Raw genomic sequence first — 6108 nt, 5'->3', positions numbered from 1 at the left:
GAAATAAATAGTACTAGAATTATTTATATAATGAAGGCGGTGCAGGTGGCAGTTATACTAAATTCACGAAAAAAACACCTAATGAAACACAAATTGTAGAATATGATGGGAACGCTAGCTATCCTCAAATGCCTAGTTATAGCTTGCTTGTTCAAAACAGTAATTATCTCGTATTAGAAACTATGGATGCACACTGATAAATAGCTTTAAAAGGAAAGTGTATTATTAGGTGGTTGTTTACGGTATAATAAAGGTAAGATAACCAAGTGAGTTGAGGGATGATTAATGGATACATCTATAATATTGATTTTACTAATAATAGTAATTATAATTAACACGATATATCGTGTCCTAAAGAGGCGGAATTCGAAAGATGTGGATTATTTATGGCAGTATATATAGCGATTCAATTCATACCGGTAGCAAATTGGCTTGGAGATGGTGCTTTAGGAATAATATCATTCATAACAGGAGCTTCTCCAACTATTGGTGCAGTGACCTTGGTAATAGCTATTAAAAGCTATTATAATAATTCCCAAACTGCAAATGAATTATATAATTATATGTGAGGAAATCATGAAAAAAAGTAAGATAAATTTTACATTGATAACTAGTATAATTGTTGGGTTTTTTAGTATCATGTTAAAAGATAAAAATGTCATGAATGATGCCTCAATTATTTATAAAATAATTTGCATAATTTACTCAGTATTACTGCTTTTTTGGGCGGGTATTTTAATTTTTAATTTTGAAAGGTTCTATGAAGGTTGGGGGGTGAAAAATAGAACAGAAAAAATGAATTTTCAATCATATTTTGTTGCAGCTATAGTTGCCCTAATAATAGGAGCTGGCCTGGGCTATTTGTGGTAAAACTTCAATGTTTTAAAAAATAAAGTATAATCAAGAGGAGAGTCAAAATGAAAATGGGAATTTTGGCATTAGAATAGTAGATGCAACTCATATTATTGGAAATAGAGATAAAAAAAGAATATATCAGTATTCATAAAATTATTTTAAAAATTCTTTTAAACAAAGGTTTTAAAGGTATTTAAAACATCAAGATTTACAAAACTAACCAAAAAGCTAACCAAGCAATCAAAAATCATTAGTTGAATAAAAAATAAAGTCTATCGGCATGAAAAAATGATGGACTTTATTTTTTATTTAAAGTATGATGTTCTAGATATTATAAATTATTTTTTAATACAGTGATGTTGATACTTACAATCAAGCATAGCACACTTAAAATGATTATGTCTATTGTCGTATATTGTTTTTGTCCTGTTTTTGGTAATTGATTTTGAGTTATATAGTGCACTATTTTTGATGTCTACATCAAAACATAAACTTTTGAAGTCAGGTATTCGTACTTGATTTCTTTTCCTTTTTATCTATAATTAGTTAACTAAAGTAAAGAATAGTAGATTTAATTAATTGTAATTAAGGAACATTTAAGCTATAATGTTTAGAATTGAGAAAATATAATAAACGAGGTGATTCTCATGATTAAGAAACTTATCAGACGGATTCTTTTAGCTATAGTTGCTCTTATTGCCGTCATTGACGGTTATCTAATTTTTTTTAAAAATTCAAAACAACCAACGACAGCATCAACTGTTAATTCAGCATCTTCTACGACCAATAAGAATGATTCAGAGGGAGCTGTAGGCTCAGGTAGCACTGCTAGTTCATCAAGTACACAAGATACAAAAAGTGCTTCTAGCATGGCAGATGGAACCTATACAGGAGCTTCAACTCAAACGGAGTGGGGGCCTGTTCAGGTACAAATCACCATTTCCTCTGGGAAAATCACTAATGTTGATGTTTTGAGTTATCCAGATACCGAAAAAAAATCAATTCAAATTAATGAGAATGCTCTTCCTACTTATAAAGAAGAAGCTTTAACCGCTCAAAGTTCCAATATTGATCAGATTTCTGGTGCAACAGAAACATACAAAGGCTTCACTGGTTCTCTTCAAGATTCTATTACTCAATCTGAGGCAGCATCATGAGTGCCCCAGTCAAAGTTAGTCGAGTCATCTCGGCTATGACCATTCCTTTCACAGTTACTTTAGTAGTGACTGAGCGAGATGAAGGCAACTTCTTGATGACTAGTCTTTTACCAAAAATCCAAGCAGAATTGAATCGTATTGAGCGGTCCTACTCTGCTTTTCTACCCACTTCGCTTGTTTGTCGCTATCAGATGGGGGAAAAAGACATCTTGATAGATCCAGAATTTCAGAGTATCTATGCAACAGTCCATCAGGCTTACTATCAAACGGATCATCTTTTTGATCCATACTACAAAGGTGTATATGATCCCACAGGTTATGTAAAAGGTTGGGCAGTTGAAAAGATTTTTCGAGAGATCCTGCTTCCTCTCTTTCAAAAGCAGACCGTTCAGGCACTTTGCTTAAACGGTGGTGGAGATATGCAGTTAGCAACCAAAGATAGTAGTGACTTTAGTTGGAGAATCGGCATTGAACATCCAGATAATGTGAGCCAAATTTGTGCACGACTTAACATAAAAACAGGTGCGGTTGCTACATCAGGTTACAGTAAACGTGGGAAACACATCCAAGCTTTAGAAAATAGTAACATTAAACAGGTGACAATTATTGGACAAGGATTAGGACTTGCAGATATTTATGCGACAGCAGGATTAGTGGCAAATCAGGAAAAATTACATTATTTGATTACAAAACATCAGTTGACAGGCCTTTATGTTACAGATCAAGGCATTCATTATTTTGAGCAAGGAGAAATACATTAATGTTTTCAGGATATAAATATAAGATTGGGATGGCATGGTTGATTTCTGTCTTCGTTCTACCTCTCCCATTTATCTACACCTTTGGTCAGGGCCTACCAGCTCTTTATGCCAGTCAAGCACCAGCTTTTATGTTTGGTGTTATCGCTTATGTTTGGATGCTTTTGGCTATTTATATTGGAACAAAACCCAAATGGATCGATCGGCTGATTGGTTTACCAATGGCTTACATGATTCACGGGATTCTAAGTTTAGTGGCCATTATTTTAGCCTTTCTTCATAAAGAAGGTAGTCCATCAGCAGGGTTGATTAAATTGACCGGAGATTATGCCTTTTATTTGTTTGTAGCACTTGCTATTTATTCGCTTGTTTTTATGGCGGGGTGGTTGACTAGCCGGATAAGCATTCTAGAAGTTATCAAAAAAAATCTAGAGAAACTCTTCAAACATGAACTTTCTGTTTGGCTACACCGTCTCAATGTTATAGCAACTATTTTAGTTTTCATCCATGTTCAATTGATTGATTACGTACGGGCTAACCTTTCATTCATGATTCTATTTTATGCAGCTAGTATGTTTGTAACCGCTAGCTATGCTTGGGCAAAACTCAAGGATGACTCTAAGGGGTATAAAGGGAAGTTGATTAGCAATCAAGAAATTGCTCCGAATATCCGTGAATTAACTATTCGATTACCAAAGAAACGTTCTCTTCGGTTAGCTCCGGGGGACTATGTTTTTATCTCATTCCCAAACATCAAAGGAATGGGAGAACCTCACCCTTTTTCAATAGCTAATGCAGTTGGCTCAGATAAGTTGGTCAAATTAGTCATTCGTGGTGATGGAGATTTCACACGTGGTTTGAGGAATGTCTCAGCACCGACTGATATTGCTGTGGATGGCGGTTTTGGTATGTATCAATCTGTAATTAAGGATAATAAAGCTAAACAACTTCTCATTATAGGTGGTGGTATTGGGATTGTCCCTCTCTTATCGGTTGTTGATGGGAATGAAAACATTGAAACACGCTTCTTTTATACTGTTACAAAAGGGACACCTTTCATCTATCAAGATCGAATTGCTCAATGGCAAAATCGACAGAATTTCCAAGCTTATTGTCAAGAAGGACGTTTTCAAAATGAGCAAATTCTGTCTATCTTACCAAAAGATATGTCCAACTTTGTCGTTCTTTTAGGTGGACCAGCAAACATGGGTCGCCATTGGAAGAAAATTTTAGAAAAAGCAGGCGTGCCAGTTTCACATATTTATTACGAAGAATTCAGTTGGTAAGTTTTGGCCTTGTAGAAATAAGTCTACAAGGTTTTTAATTTTTTGAGAACATGGTATATATAATAGTAGAGGTATATTTGGGAGTAGAAGGGTATAAAATGGAAAGATACTAAACAAATATATTCAAATTCCTTCTTTCAAGGGTTTTATGATATTTTTTACGTTTTAAAGTTGGAAACTAACCAAGCAATTAAAAATCATTAGTTGAATACAAAATAAAGTCTATCAGTAAGAAAAAACTGGTGGACTTTATTTTGTGTTCAAAGAGTGTTATTCATAAAAATAATCTATTTCGTATAAAATGTCATATGTTTTAATGTGGGAAATTTCTAATTATATATTGTCTGGTGTTGCAGATGTCAAACCTAAGACAATTCCTACTAAGAAGCAGTAATTCTCTAGTCAATTAATTACATTTTTATTGTTGAAAACGTTTTAAATAAATTGTATAATTTAATTGTATCAATTTCCATATATTAAAAGTGATATAAAGGAGAGTTGGATATTAGTATTTTTACTGATATATATGTTTATCAATGTCTTAACATTATGCTTAGATATTGATGCTTAAAAGGATCAGAAATAGAGGTTGATTACGTTAAAATCAAGTAAGTCTATATTCATTGTTTTCTGTATCTTTATTTCTTTACTATTAGGAACTTTATATTTTAAAAGTAAATACACGATAATTGAAAAAAAAGATATAAATAGCTTACTAATGGCAGTCACGACTAAAGATGATACTGAATTAAACTATGATACTAGAGATTATGTAAAAAGAACAATTAAGGCAAACAATTCAGAGGGTGTTTTGAATAAAGCTTCATATAGCATTAAAAAAAATGGCAATTTGTACATTATTCATACATTATCTAAAGTAGACGGAGAAAATGAATTTACCGTTTATTATAAAAAATTAAAATAGCCAAACTAATAACACTAAAATCATTAGTTGAATAAAAAATACAGTCTATCAGCAATAAAAAACTGGTGGACTTTATTTTGTATTCAAAGAGTGTTACTCATAGACATAATCTGTTTCATAGTATTAGTTGAAAGTTGAAATAAATAGTACTAGAATTATTTATATAAGGTACTATAATAATTAAGGTGGATTATATGAAAAAATATTTGTTTATTATACCGATTGTATTACTAGTAGGTTTGTCTGCCTGTGAAAAAATTTCGAACGATGAACGAAAAAAATCAAACGTTCAAGAAAAAACAAGCAAACAAAGCAGTACCAGTTCATCATCTTCTCAAGAAGAAAGTAAAGCAAAGAAAAACGAAAACAGTTCGGAAGTTTCTCAAGAGCATCAAGAATCAGTAAAAGACAGTTCAGATATTTCCAAAAATCAGCAAGAAGCTACACCAAGCTCTGAATCTTCTCAAAATCAACAAGAATTAAAATGGGAATCAATGGACGAAGCAATTCTTTTTTGGGAAAAGGTATACAAAAATACTCAGAATGAAGTATCAAAAAAAATTGAATGGAAAAATTATAACGTAAAAAACTGGTCTTTAACTGAAAATAACGGGTCAACAATCCTTTTACATTGGTCGAATGAGAGCGGTGCGGGTGGCAGTTATACTAAATTCACAAAAAAAACACCTAATGAAACACAAATTGTAGAATATGATGGGAACGCTAGCTATCCTCAAATGCCTAGTTATAGCTTGCTTGTTCAAAACAGTAATTATCTCGTATTAGAAACTATGGATGCACACTGATAAATAACTTTAAAAGGAAAGTGTATATCAGGTGGTTGTTTACGGTATAATAGAACTATAGAGTTTTAATTGAGATTAATTGATATAACTAAAGAGATGAGAGTCCTTAATATTTGTAAAAAGAATAAAACTAACCAAAAAACTAACCAAGCAATCAAAAATCATTAGTTGAATAAAAAATAAAGTCTATCAGCAAGAAAAAACTGGTGGACTTTATTTTGTATTCAAATATATTGCAAAAGACAGGAATTTACTAGTCAAAGATTATTGATAATTTTTTTATTTTTAATAACGCGAATTGTAAAATTAAGTTAGAAAAAT

Annotated in this window: 7 protein-coding genes; all 7 read left to right on the top strand. The window is 32.1% G+C overall.

Translation table 11 applies throughout. The features are described from left to right. Nucleotides 1–386 precede the first annotated feature (386 nt). The 7 genes from RR45_RS10610 (at nucleotide 387) to RR45_RS10580 (ending at nucleotide 5787) form a co-directional block, all read left to right on the top strand. A complete protein-coding gene (locus RR45_RS10610) occupies nucleotides 387–569 on the top strand; it encodes a hypothetical protein (RefSeq protein ID WP_031366004.1) in 183 nt (60 codons plus the stop codon). 7 nt (nucleotides 570–576) lie between these two features. Continuing rightward, nucleotides 577–870 carry a hypothetical protein gene (locus tag RR45_RS10605; RefSeq protein ID WP_031366003.1) on the top strand — a complete coding sequence of 98 codons (294 nt, stop codon included), beginning with the start codon at nucleotides 577–579 and terminating at the stop codon, nucleotides 868–870. 632 nt (nucleotides 871–1502) lie between these two features. Continuing rightward, nucleotides 1503–2012, top strand: a complete 510-nt coding sequence (locus RR45_RS10600) for an FMN-binding protein (protein ID WP_031366002.1) — start codon at nucleotides 1503–1505, stop codon at nucleotides 2010–2012. Beyond that, nucleotides 2009–2773 carry an FAD:protein FMN transferase gene (locus RR45_RS10595; protein ID WP_031366001.1) on the top strand — a complete coding sequence of 255 codons (765 nt, stop codon included), beginning with the start codon at nucleotides 2009–2011 and terminating at the stop codon, nucleotides 2771–2773. Before RR45_RS10600 ends, RR45_RS10595 begins: the two co-directional genes overlap by 4 nt. Continuing rightward, a complete protein-coding gene (locus RR45_RS10590; RefSeq protein WP_031366000.1) occupies nucleotides 2773–4056 on the top strand; it encodes an FAD-binding oxidoreductase in 1284 nt (427 codons plus the stop codon). The genes RR45_RS10595 and RR45_RS10590 overlap by 1 nt, the downstream gene beginning before the upstream one ends. A 718-nt stretch (nucleotides 4057–4774) precedes the next feature. Beyond that, the gene (locus tag RR45_RS10585) at nucleotides 4775–4981 is read left to right on the top strand and encodes a hypothetical protein (protein ID WP_031365999.1); all 207 of its coding nucleotides are present in this window, start codon (nucleotides 4775–4777) and stop codon (nucleotides 4979–4981) included. A gap of 194 nt (nucleotides 4982–5175) precedes the next feature. Next, a complete protein-coding gene (locus RR45_RS10580) occupies nucleotides 5176–5787 on the top strand; it encodes a hypothetical protein (protein WP_072353599.1) in 612 nt (203 codons plus the stop codon). Nucleotides 5788–6108 lie beyond the last annotated feature (321 nt).

It is taken from the genome of Pseudolactococcus chungangensis CAU 28 = DSM 22330 (assembly GCF_002441885.1).
Taxonomy (GTDB): domain Bacteria; phylum Bacillota; class Bacilli; order Lactobacillales; family Streptococcaceae; genus Pseudolactococcus; species Pseudolactococcus chungangensis.
Note: the sequence above shows the minus strand (reverse complement) of the source record. Positions and strands in the feature narration are given on the sequence as shown.